Source organism: Staphylococcus sp. Z5-21 (assembly GCF_056529615.1).
Genome location: NZ_CP096462.1, coordinates 39,850 through 61,892 on the forward strand (window position 1 = coordinate 39,850; position 22,043 = coordinate 61,892).

Genomic DNA, 22,043 nt, shown 5'->3' on the forward strand with positions numbered 1-22,043 from the left:
GAAATGTTATAGCACATCGTCAAAAACTTTAAAGCAAATAGGGAAAGTTGCATTAGCTTTCCCATTGGCAGCCTCAGGAATATTCGGTACAACAATAGCTCTAGGGTTAAGTTTGTCTGGAATAAAAAGGACTTTCTCATTTAAAGGAAAATTAATGAAAAGTATTACTGGTATTATAAATGATGTATTAGGTGACCCAATGAATTAAAATAATTTTAGGTAAATAACATGAAGATAGCCAAATTAATAATCCTAAGTAATACTCTAAATTTTTAAAATGTTTTTATTCTAAATTCATTAAAAAATGTTGTATCTTTTTACTTAAAGTGTATAATTGGATGTACCATTTAAAGATAAATTTTTTTAATTGATGGTAATATACATAAATATTTAGAAAAAGGTGATGTTTATGGGAAAACATACTGGAAAACAAAGATTTTCAATTAGAAAATATACATTTGGTGCAGGTTCAGTTTTAATTGGATTGAGCTTATCTTTTACCATTCATTCTACTAAAGTAGAGGCAGCTGAAACGGTATCTGATGTTCAATCAAATATTGGACATGTGACAGATAGCGGAAAAAATGATGATAAACAAGGGATAGATGAAACAAAAGAAAATAGTCAATTAAATACGCAAGAAACTGCCAATGAACATTCTCAACATGTAGATGGACTTATAGATGAAAAGCAAGAAGGATTACATGAAACGACAAATGAAAAAGCAACATTTAAAGAACAAGAAAATTCTCCAGAAAAAACAAATTCAGAGCAAGATGTTGAAAGCACAGGAAATGGAAGAGATGAAAAACAGAATATTAACACAAACGAGAATTATCAAGAAGTTTCAGCGAAACAAGAAGAAACTAATTCTTCAGATAGGAAAATAAATAAAAATAATAATGAAGAGATAGAAGAAAACGCGAAATCTGAAGTCCAGAATGAAGATGATGTAAACGAAAACACGAAGTCTGAGGAACAGGACGAAGATGATGTAAACGAAAACACAAAGTCTGAGGAACAGGACAAAGATGAAGTAAACGAAAACACGAAGTCTGAGGAACAGGACAAAGATGATGTAAACGAAAACACGAAGTCTGAGGAACAGAATGAAGATGATGTAAACGAAAACACGAAGTCTGAGAAACAGGACAAAGATGAAGTAAAAGAAAACGCGAAGTCTGAGAAACAGAATGAAGACGAAGTGCAAAAAATTGCGAAGTTTGACGAACAAGATGAACTAAAAGAAAAAACTGGAACAAATTCAGAAAAAAATACTGCTGAAAATAATGAACAATCTGAAGAATCTAATGTAATAAATAATAAAATTACTGCTGATAGAACAACTGAAAAAGTAACTACTGCAAATAATTCGGCACCTGAAAATAATACTCAAATAACTACTGTGAAGAATGCAGTTGGATATACAACTGTTATTGGAGGTAAAGATGTAAATGATTTAATAAAGGTATCTAATGTTAAATACGCAGATGGTACTTGGACAAAAGGTAAGGCATATCCAATCAGTTTTGATTTAGATATTCCAAATGAAGTGAAGCGAAACGATTATTTTGAAGTGAAAATGCCTAAAGAACTTAAACCAACATCAGCTGACAGGGACAATGGTATCCTTTTAGGTGAAAATGAAAATAATATTTATGCAAAAGGTACATATAATGCAGAGGCAAATTCTTTTATATTTAAATTTACTGATAACGTAGAAAAGTATAAAGATAGAAAAGTAAATGTCTCACTTATGCAAATTATTAATTTTAAAACTACGCTTAAGTCTGGAAATTATAATCTCGAACTTAAAGTTGGGAATCAAATATTTGAAAATACTAAAACTATTGCTTTTAGTAGTGATGCTTCAACGTCAACTGTATTTCAAGAAACTGAAGTAGAAGGAAAAAAAGAAGGTTATCATCCATATAATACAACATATACGATAAACGCTAAAAACTACTCTATAAATAATGCTAATATTAAATTGACGCCGTATGTAGATAATAGTAAATCTCCAAACACTATAAGTCAGTTTAATAAGAACGATACTAATATTACTATTTATAAAGTAAATGATGCTACAACTTTAAATGAGAGTGGTAGTGCTGAATACGTTGATAAAACAGATGTAACTTCACAATATAAACCAGTGTTTAATACTGATGGAACAATATCGATTGGGCTTAAGAATATAAGTTCGCCATACATTATTGTTGTTGATAGCAAAACTTCTAAACCATTTGTTGCAGGAACATTTATAGAAAGTAAAGTTAATTTGTCTGGATCTAATATTAGTAGTATGTCTAATACTAATAAAGTAGGTAAAGCTGCACCTTCTACGAGTAACTCTTCAGGTGTTATTGTATCTGATACGACACCACCAACGGTGGAAGCAATTCCAGACCAAGAAAAAGAAGTAAATACACCAATTGATACAATAACAATCAAAGGTGAAGATAATAGTGGAAAACCGGTGAGAAATGATGTATATGGATTACCAGATGGCGTAACATATGATCCTTCGACGAATACCATTAGTGGTAGTCCAAAAGAAGTTGGAGACTATAAAGTCACGATTATTACTTCAGACAGCACTTATAATGAAACAATTACGGAGTTTACGATTACGGTGACAGATACAACAGCACCAACGGTGGAAGCAATTCCAGACCAAGAAAAAGAAGTAAATACACCAATTGATACAATAACAATCAAAGGTGAAGATAATAGTGGAAAACCAGTTACAAACGAAGTAAGTGGCTTACCAGAAGGTGTAACGTATGATCCAGAAACAAGCACAATTAGTGGAAGTCCAACAGAAGTAGGAGAATATCCAGTAACAGTTGTGACAACAGATGCGAATGGTAATAAGACAGAAACAACATTCACGATTACAGTAACGGATAAAACAGCACCAACGGTGGAAGCAATTCCAGACCAAGAAAAAGAAGTAAATACACCAATTGATACAATAACAATCAAAGGTGAAGATAATAGTGGAAAACCAGTTACAAACGAAGTAAGTGGCTTACCAGAAGGTGTAACGTATGATCCAGAAACAAGCACAATTAGTGGAAGTCCAACAGAAGTAGGAGAATATCCAGTAACAGTTGTGACAACAGATGCGAATGGTAATAAGACAGAAACAACATTCACGATTACAGTAACGGATAAAACAGCACCAACGGTGGAAGCAATTCCAGACCAAGAAAAAGAAGTAAATACACCAATTGATACAATAACAATCAAAGGTGAAGATAATAGTGGAAAACCAGTTACAAACGAAGTAAGTGGCTTACCAGAAGGTGTAACGTATGATCCAGAAACAAGCACAATTAGTGGAAGTCCAACAGAAGTAGGAGAATATCCAGTAACAGTTGTGACAACAGATGCGAATGGTAATAAGACAGAAACAACATTCACGATTACAGTAACGGATAAAACAGCACCAACGGTGGAAGCAATTCCAGACCAAGAAAAAGAAGTAAATACACCAATTGATACAATAACAATCAAAGGTGAAGATAATAGTGGAAAACCAGTTACAAACGAAGTAAGTGGCTTACCAGAAGGTGTAACGTATGATCCAGAAACAAGCACAATTAGTGGAAGTCCAACAGAAGTAGGAGAATATCCAGTAACAGTTGTGACAACAGATGCGAATGGTAATAAGACAGAAACAACATTCACGATTACAGTAACGGATAAAACAGCACCAACGGTGGAAGCAATTCCAGACCAAGAAAAAGAAGTAAATACACCAATTGATACAATAACAATCAAAGGTGAAGATAATAGTGGAAAACCAGTTACAAACGAAGTAAGTGGCTTACCAGAAGGTGTAACGTATGATCCAGAAACAAGCACAATTAGTGGAAGTCCAACAGAAGTAGGAGAATATCCAGTAACAGTTGTGACAACAGATGCGAATGGTAATAAGACAGAAACAACATTCACGATTACAGTAACGGATAAAACAGCACCAACGGTGGAAGCAATTCCAGACCAAGAAAAAGAAGTAAATACACCAATTGATACAATAACAATCAAAGGTGAAGATAATAGTGGAAAACCAGTTACAAACGAAGTAAGTGGCTTACCAGAAGGTGTAACGTATGATCCAGAAACAAGCACAATTAGTGGAAGTCCAACAGAAGTAGGAGAATATCCAGTAACAGTTGTGACAACAGATGCGAATGGTAATAAGACAGAAACAACATTCACGATTACAGTAACGGATAAAACAGCACCAACGGTGGAAGCAATTCCAGACCAAGAAAAAGAAGTAAATACACCAATTGATACAATAACAATCAAAGGTGAAGATAATAGTGGAAAACCAGTTACAAACGAAGTAAGTGGCTTACCAGAAGGTGTAACGTATGATCCAGAAACAAGCACAATTAGTGGAAGTCCAACAGAAGTAGGAGAATATCCAGTAACAGTTGTGACAACAGATGCGAATGGTAATAAGACAGAAACAACATTCACGATTACAGTAACGGATAAAACAGCACCAACGGTGGAAGCAATTCCAGACCAAGAAAAAGAAGTAAATACACCAATTGATACAATAACAATCAAAGGTGAAGATAATAGTGGAAAACCAGTTACAAACGAAGTAAGTGGCTTACCAGAAGGTGTAACGTATGATCCAGAAACAAGCACAATTAGTGGAAGTCCAACAGAAGTAGGAGAATATCCAGTAACAGTTGTGACAACAGATGCGAATGGTAATAAGACAGAAACAACATTCACGATTACAGTAACGGATAAAACAGCACCAACGGTGGAAGCAATTCCAGACCAAGAAAAAGAAGTAAATACACCAATTGATACAATAACAATCAAAGGTGAAGATAATAGTGGAAAACCAGTTACAAACGAAGTAAGTGGCTTACCAGAAGGTGTAACGTATGATCCAGAAACAAGCACAATTAGTGGAAGTCCAACAGAAGTAGGAGAATATCCAGTAACAGTTGTGACAACAGATGCGAATGGTAATAAGACAGAAACAACATTCACGATTACAGTAACGGATAAAACAGCACCAACGGTGGAAGCAATTCCAGACCAAGAAAAAGAAGTAAATACACCAATTGATACAATAACAATCAAAGGTGAAGATAATAGTGGAAAACCAGTTACAAACGAAGTAAGTGGCTTACCAGAAGGTGTAACGTATGATCCAGAAACAAGCACAATTAGTGGAAGTCCAACAGAAGTAGGAGAATATCCAGTAACAGTTGTGACAACAGATGCGAATGGTAATAAGACAGAAACAACATTCACGATTACAGTAACGGATAAAACAGCACCAACGGTGGAAGCAATTCCAGACCAAGAAAAAGAAGTAAATACACCAATTGATACAATAACAATCAAAGGTGAAGATAATAGTGGAAAACCAGTTACAAACGAAGTAAGTGGCTTACCAGAAGGTGTAACGTATGATCCAGAAACAAGCACAATTAGTGGAAGTCCAACAGAAGTAGGAGAATATCCAGTAACAGTTGTGACAACAGATGCGAATGGTAATAAGACAGAAACAACATTCACGATTACAGTAACGGATAAAACAGCACCAACGGTGGAAGCAATTCCAGACCAAGAAAAAGAAGTAAATACACCAATTGATACAATAACAATCAAAGGTGAAGATAATAGTGGAAAACCAGTTACAAACGAAGTAAGTGGCTTACCAGAAGGTGTAACGTATGATCCAGAAACAAGCACAATTAGTGGAAGTCCAACAGAAGTAGGAGAATATCCAGTAACAGTTGTGACAACAGATGCGAATGGTAATAAGACAGAAACAACATTCACGATTACAGTAACGGATAAAACAGCACCAACGGTGGAAGCAATTCCAGACCAAGAAAAAGAAGTAAATACACCAATTGATACAATAACAATCAAAGGTGAAGATAATAGTGGAAAACCAGTTACAAACGAAGTAAGTGGCTTACCAGAAGGTGTAACGTATGATCCAGAAACAAGCACAATTAGTGGAAGTCCAACAGAAGTAGGAGAATATCCAGTAACAGTTGTGACAACAGATGCGAATGGTAATAAGACAGAAACAACATTCACGATTACAGTAACGGATAAAACAGCACCAACGGTGGAAGCAATTCCAGACCAAGAAAAAGAAGTAAATACACCAATTGATACAATAACAATCAAAGGTGAAGATAATAGTGGAAAACCAGTTACAAACGAAGTAAGTGGCTTACCAGAAGGTGTAACGTATGATCCAGAAACAAGCACAATTAGTGGAAGTCCAACAGAAGTAGGAGAATATCCAGTAACAGTTGTGACAACAGATGCGAATGGTAATAAGACAGAAACAACATTCACGATTACAGTAACACCGAACGAATCGAATAATCCATCGAGTACATCAGATACACCAAGTGAACATGAAGACCATTACAATCATAATGTTCAGGAAAATGTTTCCAAGGAAGATAAACAAGAAAATAATAATAAAAAACAAGAGTTACCAGAAACAGGTGAAACTGAAAGTAAAAATATTACATTGCTAGGAGGTATTTTAGCAGCTATTTCAGGTATATTCTTATTAGGAAGAGGAAGAAGGAAAAAACAATAGAGTTTCTTAAATCTTAATATTAGGATGATTATTTAAAATGAGAAAAAGTTACATGATATCAACATAGATATTATGTAGCTTTTTCTCATTATTTTTTATAATTCACTAATATGAAAAATATTAATTAGCTTTTAGTGATATATTCTGGCTCTTTGTCAAAGAGGACTGATACCATTTTTGAGATTAGGCAACCTTAGGTTGCTTAATCTCTTTTTTGATTGGAGAAGCATAAAGTCGTGAAGTTAGTAAGGTACGATTACGCAAATTATCATAATTTCTATATCCAAATGATATTCTTTTAATAAGTTTAATTTTATTATTGATGCCTTCTATTGGGCCGTTGGTTATATTAGGGTACTTCAAGGTATTATCAATATATAGTTGGTATTTTTTTAAAGTTTTTAGGACTATTTTTAATTTAAAACATACTTCGTTTAACTCTACTTCATTGAGCGTAGTTATAAAATCTTTTGAATTATTGTGTTTTAAACCATATCTTAATTCATTAACTACTTCATAGCTATATTGGAAATTTGTATCAAAACTCAGTAAATACTCAACAACACCTTTAGGTGTTTGCCAAGACTTAAATAACTTAAGTTTGCGATAAGAAAAGGCGTTAAGATCTTCAAACGGAGTTAGAAGTAATTTCCAATAACGTTTGTATTTATTATATAAAGGTCTATTACTCCTTCTAAACGTATTCATCAGATTAACCCTAGACATATTAAGCGCACGATTCAGCGCTTGAACAATATGAAACCTATCAATAATAATTTGAGCATTAGGAAATACTTCTTTAATCAAGGACATATATGGTTCATACATATCAATTGTAATGGTTAACACTTTGTTTCTCTCTTCGAGAGGAAAACGAGAAAAATAAATTTTTAGAGAATATAGTTTTCTATTTCTTACACTATCTATAATTTTATGCGAAGTCGCATCACAAAAAATAAAACTCATAGCGCTGTCTACTTGTTTAACACTTTTAAATTCATCCATTAGTATATGTTTCGGTAATGTGCTGAATGGCAAATGTTTGATATCTTGTGCAGCATGATTAATCACATGTGAAACGGTTGAATTAGATACACCACAAGACTTCGCTATGAATTTCTGAGAACGTATAGTGGTTGCCTTATCTAAAATTGTTAAACGTGTATTATTAGAAATGTGGCGATCAACATCAACGATGTTAGTTTGAGCTGTAAAGTAAGAACAACAATGCTTACAATAGAATCTTTGTTTTTTTAAGGATTAAAAATGCATTCATTTCAGATACTTTTGGAATTGTTATTCTAGAACTTTTAAAACCATTTTTTACAATACTATAGTTTGTGTTACATACACCACAACTTTCACAATAATCAGGAATATATGTAACTTTCGCATAATAGCACTTAAATCTTTCTCCTTTGTATTCAATTTCTTCTAGTTTATTGTCGAAAATAACATTAGGTCTTCAATTCCAAGTGTTTTTGATATAAATAATTCATAGGCGCATAATCTCTCCTTAGTTTATTTGGTAGGACATTTAAATTATAGAGATTTTTGCGCTTTTTTGTATCAAAAAACAGGACTGATTTTTATATCAGTCCTGTTTAGTATAGAACCTATATTCTGAGTAATAATCAAAAGGCATTAGTTCAATATAATTCTGGTTTTCAAAAGTCTCTATTTTAAAAATACACCTAGAATGGTAATAACATCTGCAGCAAAACTTGCGATATTGGATGATGATTTAGCGAATTGTTTAACTACAGACATATCATTGTAATTAGGTGTCTCATAATTGTTAAGCGAGTTTTCTATATTATTAATAGCGACTAATAAATCAGTATTACTTGTATCTGTCAATTCTTCATTATATATAAATTTCTTTGCATTTATTGAGTTTATACTATCAGTAAATACGTTAACTTGGTTGGCTTTTTTTATATCAACAGAATTAGTTTTTATATCAACGTTTGTTTTTGATAATGGTACAGCATACAATTCTATTTCGTTATCAAGGTACTTATTGAGATATTTTTCTATAATATTTTCCCCTTTGTAATATGCTTGCCATTTGTAGCACTCATATTCATTGCTTCCAAAAGTTAAAATATAATTTTCTTGTATTACATAATTTAAAATCTTAAATAACTCTTTACCTTTTTTATTGATTGGAGTACATTTTAATTTGATAGTTAACTGATTGTTATCAAGTTGTATATCTTTTCTGTGTCTTTCAATTATATTGATTATATCTTTTTCCATATGTACAATTTCCTTAATTATTATAGGTAAAAATGGTATGTAGAAAGTTAATTTTATATTAATATAATTTTATTACTATTTCAAATCTACGCTTTCTTCAGCGTTTGCTGATGTAATAGTTACTCCAATTAATGTAATAATACCACCAAAAATAGCATATAAAGTAGGTATTTTACCTAACATAAAATAAGCTATTATTAAAGAAACAACAGGTGTTAAATATAATGAAATCGTCGCATCTGACACACCGATTTTTTGTATCGTATAGGCTAAGGCAATGTAAGGTATAACAGTTGGAAATGCTCCTAAATAAATGACAGATAGTATCGATGTCATATTTGCCGTCTGTAATTCACTAAAACTTCCTGGTAAAAATATAACCATAAATAATGCGCCTGCAATAATTGTATAAATCGTTAACTGAAAAAATGGAATGAACTCATTATTAGGGTTCATTCTATTTTTTAGCAAAATCAGTAATAGGGGGAAGCGTATCATAAATGACGCGGTTTTTTCAGCCGCTCCATAAAGGTATTTTGAACGTATCGGAACGTATGAGGTTTATGAGAATTGCAGTTATGTTTTTGTGAAGCGTATCATAAATAAAACTAAAAAATAGGTTGTATGTAACTCACTTTGAAATTGATTGAATATATAGTAACTTTAATAGAATGCAGCTATTGTGGCGTAGAATATTAGAATCAAAAAATGATTAATATAGTTTGAAGAGAGTGAGCATAAATACTAGAAAAATGGCCAGTAAATGAGTTTACTATAAACTCATTTACTGGCTTCTCTAATAATTATCAAGACAATTTGCGTTTCTAGGCATACTTTGAAATGCGCTATTTTCTTTAAGAATATTAATATATGACTTGTGTTGGTAATGATAACCTTGGTTAGAGTGTATTGTCATGTGATAGTTAAGATTAGATCTTTTAATTAAAACATTGTTTTAAATATCGATGACAAGGTCTAATGTAGGACGTGTAGATATAATGTTCGGAATTATATAAATCCATAAAAGGAGATAAATCGAAAACCTTTATACCCTGGGTGGGTATATGTTATAGTATAAGTAGCTTTACTATAACATTTTCATTAGGAGGGGTTAATTTGAATAATAATGGTGAAGAGCATAATCATCAAAATCACATGAATCATTCCAATCAAATGCATCATGATAACCATGCCTCACATGATCATCATAGTGGCCATGCACATCATCATGGAAATTTTAAAGTTAAGTTTTTTGTTTCATTAATTTTTGCAATACCTATCATTCTTTTATCGCCACTGATGGGTGTTAACTTACCTTTTCAATTCACATTTCCAGGTTCTGAATGGGTAGTGTTAATATTAAGTACAATCTTATTCTTTTATGGTGGTAAACCGTTCTTGTCTGGTGGTAAAGATGAAATTGCTACAAAAAAACCAGGCATGATGACCTTAGTTACCCTAGGTATCTCAGTAGCTTATATTTATAGCTTGTATGCTTTTTATATGAATAACTTTAGTAGTGCAACTGGTCATACAATGGACTTTTTTTGGGAATTAGCAACCTTAATTTTAATTATGCTATTAGGACATTGGATAGAAATGAATGCTGTCGGAAATGCTGGAGATGCTTTAAAGAAAATGGCAGAACTGTTACCTAATAGTGCTATTAAAGTTATGGATAATGGCCAACGCGAAGAAGTTAAAATATCAGACATCATGACTGATGATATCGTCGAAGTAAAAGCCGGAGAAAGCATTCCAACAGATGGTATTATCGTTCAAGGACAAACATCTATAGATGAATCCCTAGTCACTGGAGAATCTAAAAAAGTACAAAAAAATCAAAATGACAACGTCATCGGGGGTTCTATTAATGGGTCTGGAACAATACAAGTCAAGGTTACAGCTGTGGGAGAAGATGGATATCTTTCTCAAGTTATGGGACTTGTTAATCAAGCACAAAGTGATAAATCTAGTGCTGAATTGTTATCTGATAAAGTAGCGGGTTATTTATTCTACTTTGCTGTAAGTGTTGGCGTGATTTCTTTTATTGTCTGGATGCTCATTCAAAATGATGTTGATTTTGCATTAGAACGTCTTGTAACTGTGTTAGTCATTGCTTGTCCACATGCTTTAGGCTTGGCAATACCTTTAGTCACTGCACGTTCTACTTCAATTGGTGCACATAATGGTTTAATTATTAAAAATAGAGAGTCTGTAGAAATAGCTCAACATATCGATTATGTAATGATGGATAAAACTGGTACTTTAACTGAGGGTAACTTTTCTGTGAATCATTATGAGAGCTTTAAAAATGATTTGAGTAATGATACAATATTAAGCCTTTTCGCCTCATTAGAAAGTCAATCTAATCACCCATTAGCTATAAGTATTGTTGATTTTGCGAAAAGTAAAAATGTTTCATTTACTAATCCACAAGACGTTAATAATATTCCAGGTGTCGGATTAGAAGGTCTAATTGATAATAAAACATATAAAATAACAAATGTCTCTTATCTTGATAAACATAAACTTAATTATGACGATGACTTGTTTACTAAATTAGCTCAACAAGGTAATTCAATCAGCTATTTAATTGAGGATCAACAAGTCATTGGCATGATTGCTCAAGGAGATCAAATTAAAGAAAGCTCAAAACAAATGGTAGCTGATTTACTATCAAGAAATATTACACCAGTCATGCTTACAGGTGACAATAATGAAGTGGCACACGCTGTCGCAAAAGAATTAGGTATTAGTGATGTCCACGCACAACTCATGCCAGAAGATAAGGAAAGCATTATAAAAGATTATCAAAGTGACGGTAATAAAGTCATGATGGTCGGAGACGGTATCAACGATGCGCCGAGTCTTATAAGAGCCGATATTGGTATAGCAATTGGTGCAGGCACAGATGTTGCAGTGGATTCAGGTGATATCATACTTGTTAAAAGTAATCCATCAGATATTATTCATTTCTTGACCCTTTCAAATAATACTATGAGAAAAATGGTGCAAAACTTATGGTGGGGTGCAGGTTATAATATTGTTGCTGTACCTTTAGCAGCTGGTATTTTAGCATTTATCGGCTTGATTTTATCACCTGCAATAGGTGCTATTTTAATGTCACTAAGTACGGTTATTGTTGCAATTAATGCCTTTACATTAAAATTAAAATAAAAGATAGGAGTTTTATTATGATTAAAAAATTATTTTTTATGATATTAGGATCATTACTAATATTATCAGCTTGCTCCAATAATGATGAAAAAGATAAAGACACTAATGACCAAAAAAGTGAGAGCCATATGAAGCATAATGATGAAAGTAAAGTTCCAGAAGATATGAAATCGACTAATGAGGGTGAATTTAAAGTGGGAGATAAAGTAACGATTACAGCAGGGCATATGCCAGGTATGAAAGGTGCAGAAGCTACTGTAAAAGGTGCGTATAAAACATATGCCTATGTTGTAAGTTATAAACCCACAAATGGAAATGAAAAAGTAAACAATCATAAATGGGTCGTAAACGAAGAGATTAAAGATGCACCTAAAGATGGATTTAGTAAGGGCGATACTGTTAAATTAGAAGCAAGTCATATGTCTGGTATGAAAGGTGCTACAGCCAATATAGATAACGTGAAAAAGACTACTGTTTACGTAGTTGATTACAAATCCAAAGATAATGGTAAAATCATTAAAAATCATAAATGGATGACAGGAAATGAGCTGAAAGCACGATAAAAATCTAGTTCTAAATTGAGAAATAAATAGATATAAAAATATCCTCCTTAATCAATAATTTAAATAACTTATTATTGTTAAGGAGGATATTTTTTAGTGTGTAAATTAAAAAGAATTTTAGAAGAATAACATTTATCAAAAAACTGTTCATTACCTTATTAATTGAAATTATATAATTAAAAACCGCATCACTACCTGATAAGCAGAACCCTATAATAAATAAAGCTAAAAGTTGAGTTGTACAATATTTATTACTTTAAATGAGATAGTATTTCAATATTGCTATTTGAATAAATTTATATAACCTATATAATGAAGATGAATAATTAGAAGAAAGGTGAATTTAATGAAAAAGTTAAGGTATAATAATTTAAATAATAAAACCAGATTAAATCATCAATTTAAATTTTCTAGTGTGGCCCTCATTATTAGCACTTCTTTAATGGGATATAGTGTGACTTCAACACCATCAGTAGAAGCAAAAGATAAGGCTGATTTAAATATTGAGACACATTCTAATAGTGAAAATACGCTAGAAAAACGCATTCAAGAAGGTAAAGAGAAAATTGATAAACTAAAAAACATTAAAGATAGTCAGAAAGATGCTTCTATTAATGAAATTATAAAAGCTAAAAGTACAGAAGAAGTTGAAGCAATATTGAAGAAAGCAAAAAAGGTTGATAATAAAATCATTGAACAGAATAAAGTGCAGAGTCATTTAATTGAAAATGACAAAAAGGAAGTATCTGAAGATAAGGAAAGTGTAAAAAGTGAGTTAGATGGTCAAAAAAATATAGCCTCTTCTGTCAAAGAAAAGTCTAACCATATTGAAGAACAAGATAGTAATGAATTGTTCGATCAAGAAGGTCTGCAAGATAATACGTTTGATGCTAATTTAAATCAAAGAGATACAAAGCAAAATACAGCTCATTTGTTTGATGATAGTGTTAATTTTTCCAATTTAGTTGATATGGGTAAACTAAATGAAGAAAGTAAAGATATAGCAGATATGAATGATAGTGAAGAAAATAAAAATACGGCTTCAGAAAAAGACGAAGGCGCTGTTAAAGAAAACAACCAAGACGGTTTAGCATTTAAAGATACATCTAATACTAAGAGTAATCAAATGCAACAATCAGACGAAATTAAAAAAGACATCGATAAAGTTACGACAAACCATTCAAAAGTAAAAGATAATTTAGATTATTATGTCGAAAATAAAGAAAATAATTTAAAGATATTGGATTCAAAGCTTTCTGAACGAGACTCAATATCTGCTAAAAACAAAGAAAAATTGAAAAAGGAAATAGAAAAAACGCAACAAAGTCTAAAAAAACAAAATGACGTTGTATTAAATCATTTACAATCTGTAAATAATAAAGAACAAGCTGTAAAAGATATTGTTAGTGGTACTTTTGATGAAAAGAGTGCACAATCTATTTTAGAACGTATAGATACAAAAGGTAAAACAGATCAACAAATCGCGAGTCAAGTTGTTAGTGAGTTAGATAACTTATCTACTACTACGAGTGATGATATTTTAAAATCTATGTTTGATAAAACATCTGATAAGCAAGAACTTATTAAAACAATTCTATTAACTAAATTTGATCATATAGATACATCAAAAATCGTTGATGAAATAATGCATAAAAATCCTAGTAACGAACAAATTGTAGCTTTAATCAAACATCATTTTGGGGACAATGTTACAAGTGATGATATTTTAGAAAATATATTGGACCAATCTCATGATAAACGTAAAGCTTTAGAAACAATGCTAGCTACGAAATTAAATGATGCTAAAGCTAAAGCGCTTGCTGACGTTATTGCCAAAAAAGAAGATTCTAAGCATAACTTATTAAATCTAATGAAATCGGGAATTAATAATGAGTTGAATGATCTATTAAAGGCTGATAAAGACATAAGTAAATTTAAAGATGATATGCATGGTTTGTTTGAACCATTAAAATATACGCCAAGTTTATCTAATAAATTTGATGGGAGTTTGTTAGACAGAGCTGAACAGATGCGAAAATTAAGTGGAAATTCAAAATTACTTGGTACACCAAGTCTATTTGACGATTTATTTAATAGAAACAGTATATTAGATGGAATTAAGGATATATCTAATCCTTCGCCTGGTCGTGCTTTATCTCTAGGTGATTCCTCGGGTAGCTTTTTAAGTGGTTTATTTGACAATAATGGTGATTTTTCTTTACCTGATACAGGAACAGTAGTAAAAAAATCAACGATTCCATTAGGGATTCTACTTTTCATTATAGGTGGTGGATTAATATGGTTCACCAAACGAAATAAATAGAAAAATTGTAAATATTAACTCATACTGTATTTTAGTATGAGTTAATTCATATAGTATATTTAAAATGCTCCATTCAAAGTGAACACTAGTAAGTGGGACTTTGAATGGAGCATTTGTATTTTAAATGAATAAAAGCTAAATTAAACACTTTAATAAATAAAATAAAGGGAATATTTAAACATACTAGTTATTACCTGTAATGTAACTCAATTCAGTTGCAGCATCTGCATCAATTGTTCTATAAGAAACGATACCAAGTCCTTTAATGTTTGATTCTGATATAACGATAGAACCATCATCGTTAACTTTTTCTACAAAAGCTACATGACCGTAGATCTGGTCTGCTCCTTGTTGACCTGCCTCAAATACAACGGCAGTGTGAGCTTTTGGTGTTGAAGAAACAGCATAATCTTTTCTTTCTGCTCGATTATTCCAGTTTCGTGCGTCGCCTAAATCACCACTCACATATTTGTCGAACTGTGCCATGCGATTATAAACATACCATGTACATTGCCCATGAGGATAAGGAGAGTCATTTGTTGTTTCTGAAAATGGTTTGAAAGCTGAATCATAATCATCGTTGTTCGCTTTGTAGTTATCTAAATCAGGCATTTTTTTATTATCAAACTGTGTTAAGTCATAGTGGTTGATAATACTATTTAATTTGTCCGCGTATTGTGAATCAGTCGCGTATGTGGTAGCCAAATGCATTGTTGCTGAACGGTAACTATTAGCTTCACTTTTCCATGTTGGTTTATAAATGTCCTTTTTACCATCGATGCCGTGTTTGATTAAATTGGCATAATCTTCCAATGATTCTTTTTTGCTTGGATAGCTACGGAAGTTTGCTGAAATTTGAAACGTATGGCTGCCATTATCTTCGAGTGTATTAAATGTAGCCGACTGACCTTCATAAGCTCCTTTTATTCCAAATAAATTGAAATGTGGTGAACTAGCAAGATCGCTAGTGCCTGAGTCAGATTCTAATATGGCTTGGGCAATCATAACAGATGCATAAATATCTTCATCTTGACCTATGTCGTGAGCGTCTTGTGCAATTGATTTAATAAAACCTCGTGTGTTTTTATTTTCAGTAATTGTTATATCGTTAGAATTTTTACTATCATCCGATAAATTTGGCAATTGTTGGAAAGTTGCAGTAGATCTGATGTTTGATTGTTTTATGTCGTTTTCAAATGATTGAGCTGGCTTTTCTTTTTTAGCTAATTGTGATTCAGAAGGTAATTGAGGGTTAGCATTTGTATTAGATGCCTGTTTCTCAGAATTATTTTCCTTACTTTTACTATTTCCATTTGATAAATCATCTTTTTTAGCATCATATTGTTTTTTATTATTTTTAGCATTTTCACTATACTCGTCTAAAATTGCATCTAATACTTTATCGTCAGATTTTGTATCTGATTTATCAGCATTTTCGTTATCACTGTTGGCATTATCGTTTTCAGTAGCAGGTGTGTCATTATCTTTGTTGTCTAGATCATCAGCATCATTATTTGCTTCTTCATAAGATCGATCTTGTTGGGAAAATCGTTTTGACTCACCATCATCTTTTTTTTGATTTTTATCAATTGGAAGTTTGTTTGATTCAGACTTATTATCTATATCATCATTCTTTGACTTCTCAGATGACTGTACATCATCAATGTCATCTTGTAGTGAACCCTTATCACTATTTTTTTCTAAATTGTTAGTATTTGATTCGTCACTATCATCCGAATATGTCGTATTTGGATTTATTTGATCTATAGATGTATTATCATTGTGACTGTCATTCTTCTCGTTTTGTACATCGTTATTCTCTATAGTAGAAGTTTGTTTCATTTTATTATTAGAGAACAGTTGATTTAATAATTCAGATAGCCCATCCTTGTCACTCCTAAAAGGTTCTGGCTTGAAAACATTCAAACTATCATAAGACGATGAATCATTAAATGAATTTTCAAATGAACTTGGTATTTTTTCGTTGGATGATTCATTATCAGAAGTTTTATGTCTTTTATTATTAATATCTTCTGTAGTCCTTTCATCTTTTGTACTATTTAACTTACTCTTGCGTTCACTATTTTCCTTTTCATCACTAGCTTTATTCTTTTCATCATTTCCATTTTTTGATGAATGTGATTGCTTAGCTTGCTCCTCATCTTTTTCCTTATACACGTCATTTGATTCAGAAGTTGTGGCACTTTTTTCTAAAGATTCGGCACTAACATCGTTGATAGAAAATGATGGAATAAGTAAAGAAGTTGAAAGCAAACAGACTAATAATTTTTGTTGCTTCATGAAAATACCTCTTTTCTAAAATATATTATTTTGCTATGTACAAACTATGGTTTGTCTTGGTACACTGTAAACAGACTTAGATTTAGTTGATTCGTATCAACTATAAAATGGATAGACTTTGTTAATGCATTCAGTATATCAACTTATATGAAATTAACAAATAGTAATTTTAAATTTATGTAAGAAAAATCAATAGATACAGTTTTAGAGGTGTATAAATGAAGAACGCAATAAAATTATTTGTAATGGATTTGAAAAAGATTGCTAAGACGCCTGCTGTTTTAGTGATTTTAGGAGGTTTAGCACTTCTTCCTTCTTTTTATGCTTGGTTTAACTTAGAAGCGACATGGGATCCATACGGTAATACTAAAAATATTAAAGTGGCTGTTGTAAATGAGGATAAGGGAGATACAGTTAAAGATAAAAATGTGAACGTGGGCAATAAAATTACCAATAAACTAAAGAAAGATGATAACTTTGATTGGCAATTTGTAAGTCGAAAAAAAGCCGATCATGATTTGAAGATGGGCGATTATTACGCGGCCATTTACATACCAGAGAAGTTTACACACCAAATTACCGGCACACTTCGAAAAAACCCACAGCAAGCAGATGTAGAATACAAAGTGAATCAAAAACTTAATGCGATTGCGCCTAAAATGACAAATGCAGGGACGAGTGCCATTGTTCAAAAAGCAAATGAACAATTTAATGAGACAGTAACAAAAGCATTATTAGATGAAGCAAATCGACTTGGCGTGAAACTTGAGGAAGAAATTCCAACCATAAATAAAATTGAAGATGCAGTATCTAAAGCTAATGATTCTATACCTAAAATTAATGATTTTGCTGATAAAATAATATATTTAGATGAAAATCAGGATGAAATTGACAATTATGCTGATGAATTTAGAGCGTTAGGAAATCATAAAGGTGAGGTTATAGATGCTGCAGATAAATTAAACCAAGTTAATGCGGCCATTCCGACATTAAATGAGCGAGCTAAATTGATATTGGCATTAAATGACTACATGCCAAATATTGAAAATGCCTTGAATGTTGCATCTAATGATGTACCAGAAGCTTTTCCAAAAATTAATCGTGGTGTAGACCTTGCAAGCGCAGGGGTTGACGCAGGGTTACAAGGCCTGAATGAAGCGCAAGGATATTTACCTGCAGTGCAACAGCGTGTCGAAGGCTATCAAGAAGTCGTTGATAATGCACAAGAAGCAAATCAAAATGCTAATAATCGATTACAAGAAAATGTTGAAACCGAGCAGCAAAGTTCTAAAGGGTCAGATAGTTATTCAAATATTAAAACTTCGCAAATAAGTAATAGTAATAGTAATAGCGACAATGCTGGAAATAATCAAAATGGAACAGCAATAAGTAGTGAAGATGTAAGCGCAATGGAAGCTTCACTATCAAAATCATTATTATCTTTATCCAATTATACCGACAAACAAGCGGAAAGTAGTCAAGAAGATATTAATGCGCTAAAAAATGTCACTTACGGTATTATATCTACAGATAAGCCAAAAGATTTCAAAGAAACTTTAGATAATATTAAATCTAGGCTTGAAGTAACAAGTAAGTCCAATCAAAAGTTTATAGATATATTATCAGAGCTTGAAGATAGAGAAAAGGTAGATCTTTCTGATGAGATTAAGGAATTAGAATCAGCAAATAATAGAATTAATAATTTAATTAAGACACAAAATCAACTTAGTGAAGCACTTTCGAATGGAAGTTCTGGTAAAGAAGAAGCAGTAGAATTACTTAAAGAAATTCCACGCGTGAATAGTAGCTTAGATGATTTAAGAAACTATATTAAGTCAGAACTAAACCAAAAATTATTAGATGTATCTAATGATGTGATGTCATTATTAGATGACGGCGATATAAAACTATCAACTGTTCAATCGAAATTAAACACAATTGATCAAGTTATAAATTCAGGAGAAAGTATTTTAACTACTGGTAAGGATAGAATTGAGACGATTCAAAGTGCACTACCAGTCATTGAGCAAAGATATATGGATGCAATGTCTATTGCTCAAAATTATTATCCACAATTTAAACAAAGTGTTTCTAACGCAGCATCATTTATTGAAAATGACTTGCCAGGTTTAGAACAACAGTTATCTGATACAACAGCAACTGTGAACAATACAATACCTACACTGTTTAATCGCTATGATAATTTGGTAGATATTTTAGATACAAATCAACCACGTGCAAAAGAAAGATTGCACAATTTGGCAGATTTTGCACGTAATCAATTACCAGATGTTGAAAAAGATCTGGCTAAAGCGAACAAACTATTTGATGAGATTGAAGACGACGATGCAGTGGATAAAATGGTAGACCTATTGAAAAATGATTTGAAAAAACAAGCTAATGTAATCGCAAATCCAATTAATATAGATCAAAAAGATATATTTCCTGTGAAAGACTACGGTTCAGCAAGCACACCATTTTACACAGCATTAGCAATATGGGTAGGAGCTTTATTACTAGTAAGTTTATTAACGACAGATAATAAACATAAATCATTAGAGCCACATCTAACGACAAGAGAAATTTATCTAGGAAAGAGTGGGTTGTTCTACACGTTGGGTATTATCCAAGCACTCATCGTATCAATTGGAGATATAGTGATACTGAAAGCGCAAGTTGAATCTGTTGTATGGTTTATTGCTATATCAGTATTCTCATCACTTGTATTTATTTCAATTGTATATACTTTAGTGTCATTGTTAGGAAATCCAGGGAAAGCAATTGCAATCATCTTCCTTGTACTACAAATAGCAGGTGGTGGAGGAACCTTCCCTATCCAAGTTACACCAGAGTTCTTCCAAGTCATTCACCCTTATTTACCTTTCTCTTATTCAATAGATGCTTTAAGAGAAGCGGTTGGAGGACCTGTACCTGAAATTTTAACTAAAAAATTAGTAATACTTTCATTATTTGGTATAGGATTTTTATTAATTGGTGTTATCTTTAAACCAATTACTGATCCACTGATGAGAAAAGCAACTGAAAAAGCTGAAGAAAGTGATGTAATGGAATAAAGTTATTATGCTTATAATAAGTAATATTTAATTTTTAAAAAATCAATGATGGTTGAAAAACGATAGTTTAGTAAGGAAGGTTAATATGGAGCATAAAGAGGGAAACTTAGAAATAATAATTAACCAATTCTATGATGCTACAGCGAATATTAATAAAGCAATTACTAACATGGTTAAAGAATTGGAACCAGGTCGTTACTTATCTTATGAACAAATAGAAACAATGTATTTTATTCAGCATAATGAAAAAGTATCGATTAACGACTTAGCAAATAAGCAACGTACTTATAAGACAGCTGCATCAAAACATGTTAAGAAGTTAGAATACAAAGGTTATGTGCAACGAGTTTATTCTAATGATAAACGTACTAAATTAGTGAGTTTGACGCATAATGGAGAACGCTTATTAAAAGAAATAAAAAACAACTTAACAAAAGAAATAAAATTACTTTTATTAAGCTGTTTTGTTAGAGAAGATTTTGAAAAATTTATGTATCAGCTCATGAATTTTGAAAAGACATTTTTAAAAAAGTACTACTAGAGTAAGTTAATTTCACTAAATTAAAGTATCCGCTGTAACTTAGATATTTAAAAAAATAAAAATTTAACGTTTATTAATCGTAATCATATTAGTAAGAACATTGAGTCATTTATTATAAGAAACCAACCGCTACATATTTGTATTATACATGTAGATTGCTATCAGTTAATTCATTCATCCTAAAATTACTGTTCATATTGCTAAAAGATTATTGTAGTTACTATCCCAATATATAAAAATCATAAAATTTGTTTAGCCGGTTTCATATTGAAACCGGCTATTTATTAACCAAAAACCGCATCATAAATGATGCGGTTTTTATAAGGTTCTTCTTATTAGTGAAATTGTTAAAAAAAACAAAATGCAATGAACTGACAAATTAAAATCGCTTTAAGTCGTATTCTCAAAGACTCTATAAATCACTCGTATGTACACAGCCCCTTACTATCAGTTAAAGTGTCACTTTTCGGTTCTAATATTTATTATTCATAAGATATGCAATATATGATACAATTCATTCAAATGTATATTTGAATGAGGTGCTCTATGGTTCAGACTATTATAACTGCGGCAATACTTTATATTGCAACTGCGGTAGATTTATTAGTGATTTTATTAATATTTTTTGCTAGAGCAAAGACTAGAAAAGAATATAGGGATATTTATATAGGTCAATATTTAGGATCGATTATCCTCATATTAGTCAGTTTATTTTTAGCTTTTGTGTTACATTATGTTCCAGAGAAATGGATATTAGGTTTATTAGGTTTGATCCCCATCTACTTAGGTATAAAAGTTGCTATTTATGATGATTGTGAAGGTGAAAAAAGAGCAAAAAAAGAATTAAACGAAAAAGGTTTGTCCAAATTAGTAGGAACTGTTTCTTTAGTGACAATTGCAAGTTGTGGTGCAGATAATATTGGTTTATTTGTCCCTTATTTTGTAGCATTGGATATTATTGAATTACTGACTACCTTAATTGTATTTTTAGTTTTAATTTTCTTTTTAGTATTCACAGCACAAAAACTAGCTAGAATTCCTGGTGTGGGTGAAATTGTTGAGAAATTCAGTCGTTGGATTATGGCTGTTATTTACATAGCATTGGGCTTATTTATTATTATTGAAAATGAAACCATACAAACAATATTAGGATTTATATTATAAATTAAGGTGTGACTTA

The 22,043-nt window shown here is 31.7% G+C and carries 10 protein-coding genes and 1 pseudogene; 7 read left to right on the forward strand and 4 right to left on the reverse strand.

Annotated features, from left to right (window positions below):
* Positions 1–409 precede the first annotated feature (409 nt).
* On the forward strand, positions 410–6,619 hold the full coding sequence (locus M1D64_RS00170) for a putative Ig domain-containing protein (protein ID WP_480977525.1): 6,210 nt from the start codon (positions 410–412) through the stop codon (positions 6,617–6,619).
* Between the two features lie 183 nt (positions 6,620–6,802).
* Here M1D64_RS00170 and M1D64_RS00175 read toward each other — a convergent pair.
* The 3 genes and pseudogenes from M1D64_RS00175 to M1D64_RS00185 all read right to left on the reverse strand — a co-directional run bounded on the left by M1D64_RS00175 (position 6,803) and on the right by M1D64_RS00185 (position 9,352).
* Positions 6,803–8,072: pseudogene (locus M1D64_RS00175) on the reverse strand (ISL3 family transposase).
* Between the two features lie 224 nt (positions 8,073–8,296).
* Positions 8,297–8,881, reverse strand: coding sequence for a hypothetical protein (locus M1D64_RS00180; RefSeq protein WP_047504332.1), 585 nt, complete (start codon positions 8,879–8,881; stop codon positions 8,297–8,299).
* Positions 8,882–8,956: 75 nt separating this feature from the next.
* On the reverse strand, positions 8,957–9,352 hold the full coding sequence (locus M1D64_RS00185; RefSeq protein WP_480977526.1) for a DMT family transporter: 396 nt from the start codon (positions 9,350–9,352) through the stop codon (positions 8,957–8,959).
* Positions 9,353–9,997: 645 nt separating this feature from the next.
* On the opposite strand from M1D64_RS00185, the gene M1D64_RS00190 reads away from it, so the two are divergent.
* The 3 genes from M1D64_RS00190 (at position 9,998) to M1D64_RS00200 (ending at position 14,947) form a co-directional block, all read left to right on the forward strand.
* The gene (locus M1D64_RS00190; RefSeq protein ID WP_061050406.1) at positions 9,998–12,061 is read left to right on the forward strand and encodes a heavy metal translocating P-type ATPase; all 2,064 of its coding nucleotides are present in this window, start codon (positions 9,998–10,000) and stop codon (positions 12,059–12,061) included.
* A gap of 17 nt (positions 12,062–12,078) precedes the next feature.
* Positions 12,079–12,624 (forward strand): YdhK family protein, encoded by a 546-nt coding sequence (locus M1D64_RS00195; protein ID WP_000592150.1) that lies wholly within the window; start codon positions 12,079–12,081, stop codon positions 12,622–12,624.
* A 442-nt stretch (positions 12,625–13,066) separates the two neighbouring features.
* Positions 13,067–14,947 (forward strand): GA module-containing protein, encoded by a 1,881-nt coding sequence (locus tag M1D64_RS00200; RefSeq protein WP_480977527.1) that lies wholly within the window; start codon positions 13,067–13,069, stop codon positions 14,945–14,947.
* Between the two features lie 183 nt (positions 14,948–15,130).
* Here the strand turns inward: M1D64_RS00200 and M1D64_RS00205 are convergent, their stop codons facing one another.
* Entirely contained in the window at positions 15,131–17,248 is a 2,118-nt protein-coding gene (locus M1D64_RS00205) for an amidase domain-containing protein (RefSeq protein WP_480977528.1), read from the reverse strand.
* A gap of 218 nt (positions 17,249–17,466) precedes the next feature.
* Between M1D64_RS00205 and M1D64_RS00210 the strand changes: the two genes are divergently transcribed.
* The 3 genes from M1D64_RS00210 (at position 17,467) to M1D64_RS00220 (ending at position 22,027) form a co-directional block, all read left to right on the forward strand.
* Entirely contained in the window at positions 17,467–20,322 is a 2,856-nt protein-coding gene (locus tag M1D64_RS00210) for a YhgE/Pip domain-containing protein (protein WP_129531079.1), read from the forward strand.
* An 85-nt stretch (positions 20,323–20,407) separates the two neighbouring features.
* A complete protein-coding gene (locus M1D64_RS00215; RefSeq protein ID WP_075340034.1) occupies positions 20,408–20,863 on the forward strand; it encodes a MarR family winged helix-turn-helix transcriptional regulator in 456 nt (151 codons plus the stop codon).
* A 546-nt stretch (positions 20,864–21,409) separates the two neighbouring features.
* On the forward strand, positions 21,410–22,027 hold the full coding sequence (locus M1D64_RS00220; RefSeq protein ID WP_037538729.1) for a CadD family cadmium resistance transporter: 618 nt from the start codon (positions 21,410–21,412) through the stop codon (positions 22,025–22,027).
* The last annotated feature ends 16 nt before the right edge of the window (positions 22,028–22,043 follow it).

What these genes read in the sequence shown, in the direction of transcription:
- M1D64_RS00170 (WP_480977525.1), top strand. Translation starts at nt 410, where the DNA reads ATGGGAAAACATACTGGAAAACAAAGATTTTCAATTAGAAAATATACA.
- M1D64_RS00180 (WP_047504332.1), bottom strand. Translation starts at nt 8,881, where the DNA reads ATGGAAAAAGATATAATCAATATAATTGAAAGACACAGAAAAGATATA.
- M1D64_RS00195 (WP_000592150.1), top strand. Translation starts at nt 12,079, where the DNA reads ATGATTAAAAAATTATTTTTTATGATATTAGGATCATTACTAATATTA.
- M1D64_RS00200 (WP_480977527.1), top strand. Translation starts at nt 13,067, where the DNA reads ATGGGATATAGTGTGACTTCAACACCATCAGTAGAAGCAAAAGATAAG.
- M1D64_RS00205 (WP_480977528.1), bottom strand. Translation starts at nt 17,248, where the DNA reads ATGAAGCAACAAAAATTATTAGTCTGTTTGCTTTCAACTTCTTTACTT.
- M1D64_RS00210 (WP_129531079.1), top strand. Translation starts at nt 17,467, where the DNA reads ATGAAGAACGCAATAAAATTATTTGTAATGGATTTGAAAAAGATTGCT.
- M1D64_RS00215 (WP_075340034.1), top strand. Translation starts at nt 20,408, where the DNA reads ATGGAGCATAAAGAGGGAAACTTAGAAATAATAATTAACCAATTCTAT.
- M1D64_RS00220 (WP_037538729.1), top strand. Translation starts at nt 21,410, where the DNA reads ATGGTTCAGACTATTATAACTGCGGCAATACTTTATATTGCAACTGCG.